General features: G+C 33.7%; 1 protein-coding gene. It reads left to right on the top strand.

Annotation, left to right across the window (positions count from 1 at the left end; translation table 11 throughout):
- Positions 1-89: 89 nt before the first annotated feature.
- Positions 90-1,331, top strand: coding sequence for an IS256 family transposase (locus GQF29_RS17920; protein ID WP_008789773.1), 1,242 nt, complete (start codon positions 90-92; stop codon positions 1,329-1,331).
- The last annotated feature ends 30 nt before the right edge of the window (positions 1,332-1,361 follow it).

The raw sequence follows: 1,361 nt of genomic DNA, 5'->3' as shown, positions 1-1,361 counted from the left end.
GGGAGTGTAATATAAAGTGTGTAAATAGATAAACTACTGCACACTTTTTTAAATATTGATACAATAAAAGAAAAAGGAGATACATATTTATGGCGAAAATAAAAAGAGATCCTAAAGCTGTTGCTTTAGCACAAGAAATAGTAGATCATTATAATCCTGAATCGGTAGAAGATATGGATGAAGCACTAAAAGAAATATTTGGTCCTTTATTCGAAAGTATGCTTCAAGGAGAATTGAACAATCACTTAGGATATAGTCCTCATTCTAAAGAATCTAAAAGTACAACCAATCGAAGAAATGGTTATGGTAATAAATCATTGATAACTACTAGAGGTGAAATTGATATCGAGGTTCCTAGAGATAGAGATGCAACATTTGAACCTAAGTTAATTCCTAAACGTTCTAGAGATGTATCTGCGATAGAAAACAAAGTACTTGCTATGTACGCTAGAGGAATGTCCCAACGAGATATTTCCAATACCATTGATGATATATATGGGTTTTCAATCTCTGCAGATACCATCTCTGATATAACGGATTCTATTCTACCAGAACTAGAAAACTGGCAGACTAGGCCATTAGAGAAGTGTTATGCATTTATGTTTGTAGATTGTATGTACGTAACTATTAGGAGCGATTATGAGACTAAAGAATACGCAGTATATACAATTCTTGGTTACAATTTAAAGGGGCATAAGGAGGTGTTAGGATTATGGTTAAATGAAAGCGAGAGTAAACATAAGTGGATGCAGATATTTGATGAGATTAAATCTAGAGGAGTGGAAGATGTATTCTTTATTTCTATGGATGGAGTATCTGGTTTAGAACAGGGAGCTAAATCGATATTTCCAAATGTAGTGGTACAAAGATGTATTGTTCATTTAATAAGAAATTCTATTAAATATGTACCAAGTAAAGATTATAAAGTATTTACGAGTTCATTGAAAAAAGTATATGGTGCTCCTACATTAAAAGCCTGTAAAAGTGCCTTTGAATCCTTTCGACAGCAGTGGTCACAATATCCAGGGGCAGTAGATGTTTGGGTTAGAAACTTCAACCATGTGGAACAGTTATTTGATTATGGCGCAGCTATTAGAAAGATTATGTATACGACTAATGCAGTAGAGGCTATTCATTCCAGTTTTAGAAAAGTGACAAAAAAAGGCGCTTTCCCAAATGAAAACGCACTTCTTAAATTACTGTATTTACGAGTGAAGGAACTTGATCAAAAGTGGGTATCAGGTCATGTGCCTAATTGGTCAATGGTCATGAACCAACTTCTGATCAATGATAAGTTCACCGAAAGAGTTAATAAATATTTGATTTATTAAAAGAACTTACACAGTTTTCTTGACACTCCC

It is taken from the genome of Coprobacillus cateniformis (assembly GCF_009767585.1).
GTDB classification, from domain to species: Bacteria; Bacillota_I; Bacilli_A; order Erysipelotrichales; family Coprobacillaceae; genus Coprobacillus; species Coprobacillus cateniformis.
Note: the sequence above shows the minus strand (reverse complement) of the source record. Positions and strands in the feature narration are given on the sequence as shown.

Excerpts from the sequence above, each read along its gene's own strand:
- GQF29_RS17920 (WP_008789773.1), top strand. The coding sequence starts at position 90 with ATGGCGAAAATAAAAAGAGATCCTAAAGCTGTTGCTTTAGCACAAGAA.